This is a genomic window from Vicinamibacterales bacterium, from assembly GCA_036504215.1.
Lineage (GTDB): Bacteria > Acidobacteriota > Vicinamibacteria > Vicinamibacterales > Fen-181 > FEN-299.
The window spans coordinates 1-1,611 of sequence record DASXVO010000003.1 but is presented as its reverse complement, the minus strand read 5'-3'; the positions used below and the strand labels follow the sequence as shown (position 1 = coordinate 1,611).

1 protein-coding gene and 1 tRNA gene are annotated in these 1,611 nt (G+C 65.5%); one reads left to right on the top strand and one right to left on the bottom strand.

The window, feature by feature from the left end:
- The coding region (locus VGK32_00760) for an LCP family protein (protein ID HEY3380262.1) at nucleotides 1–1,187 on the bottom strand (1,187 nt) is incomplete at its 3' end.
- A gap of 121 nt (nucleotides 1,188–1,308) precedes the next feature.
- Between VGK32_00760 and VGK32_00755 the strand changes: the two genes are divergently transcribed.
- A tRNA-Ser gene (locus VGK32_00755) sits at nucleotides 1,309–1,402 on the top strand.
- The last annotated feature ends 209 nt before the right edge of the window (nucleotides 1,403–1,611 follow it).

Sequence of the window (1,611 nt, the reverse complement as noted above, 5' to 3'; positions counted from 1 at the left end):
GCGTTGATCACGCAGCGCTGGCGTTCCATGCGCTTGTAGTCGTCCAGGTGGTAGCGGCCGCGGGCGTACCAGAGTGCCCTGCCGCCCATGAGGTGCTGGTTCGGTCCGGGCTCGATGTAGCCGTCGGGCTTGATGTTCGCGTCGGTCTGGCCACCGATCGGGATGCGGTAGTTCACGTTCACGGTGATGCCGCCGATGGCGTTGACGAAGTCCTTGAACCCGTCCATGTTGACCTTGACGAAGTAGTCGATCTTCAGGCCGAGGGCGTAGCCGACAGACACCTTCAGGACGCTGGCGCCGAAGTCCTTCGTCTTGCCGAGCACATCGTGGGGGACCTTGGTCGGGACCACCCGGTACATCGCGTTCAGCAGGAACTGGGACCGCGTGTAGAGGTCCGTGCTGCCCGAGGTGAAGCCGTTCGGGTAGTACTTGTGCAACGGCGAATCAGGCGGGAAAGGCATCTTCTCGGTGTTGCGCGGCAGCGTGAAGAGCGTGGTCGCACCGGTGTGCGTGTCGATGGACGCGACGATCACCGTGTCCGTGCGGTCGCCTTCGGCTGCGGAACGTCCGGTGCCGGAGTCGCCGCCGAGGATCAGGAAGTTGAGTCGGTCCTTGTTCTTCCACGGGTCAATCGGGTCGATCGTCGGCTGGGTCGAGTTGGGGGCGTCGTCGCCGCCGATGATCGTGTCGAGGGTGGTGCCGGTGGTCCAGGCAAGGTTCGCGCCGACGGCCATGGGAGCCGCGACCAGAAAGGACAGCAGCCCGACGACGGCGGCGCCCGCTGCCCGCTGCCCGACGCTGGGACGAGAGGGACGCAGGGCGAGGTGGCTGAAGCCGATCACCGCGACCCAGAGCACAGCGACAACAGCGAGGGCGATCGCGAGGCCCTGCAGCACCCCCTGGCCGACAACGGCGTTCTCCACCATCTTGCGATTGGTGAGCAGGAGGACGGTCAGGCCGCCGAAGACGACGACGAAGATTCCAAGGACGATGCCGCCGGCGATCCGGCGTCCCGCCTTCCACAGACCGAGCCCGGGAATGATGGTGCCGAGTGCTGTCCAGCCGAGCGAACTTCCGAAGCTGCCGGTGCCGGAAGCGCGTCTGGCTGCCCCTCCTTCGGTCGGGCTTTCGGGGTCCGCGACGCGGCGGGCGCTCGAGTTGTCGGGCGCGGAGGGGGCATCGGTCACGGTGAGTGGTCCTTACTACAGTCGGAGAGCCAGATCAAGGTTACCGGCGGCAGTCAAACTGCCCGATTCGCGCCCATTTTGCCGACGCCGAGCGCTGGCTTGTAGGCTGACCTGCGGTCTTGGAGGTGTCGCCTAGTCCGGTCTATGGCGCCCGCCTGCTAAGCGGGTTGAGGGCTTCAACCCTCTCGTGAGTTCAAATCTCACCACCTCCGCCATGACAAGGGGAAACGCCCCTCCCGAGGGTTCCTCGGGAGGGGCGTTTCTCGGTCGTTTCGAGGCCTTAGTCTCAGTTCTTAGTCTCAGTTGGCGGTCACCGGCGGACGTGCGCGAACAGGGCGGGGCGCCAGTGAACCCCAGCGGACAGCCCGATTTCATCCCGATCTCGCGTCCACCTGTCCGAGTGCGTGTGCCCTGTTCGATCACA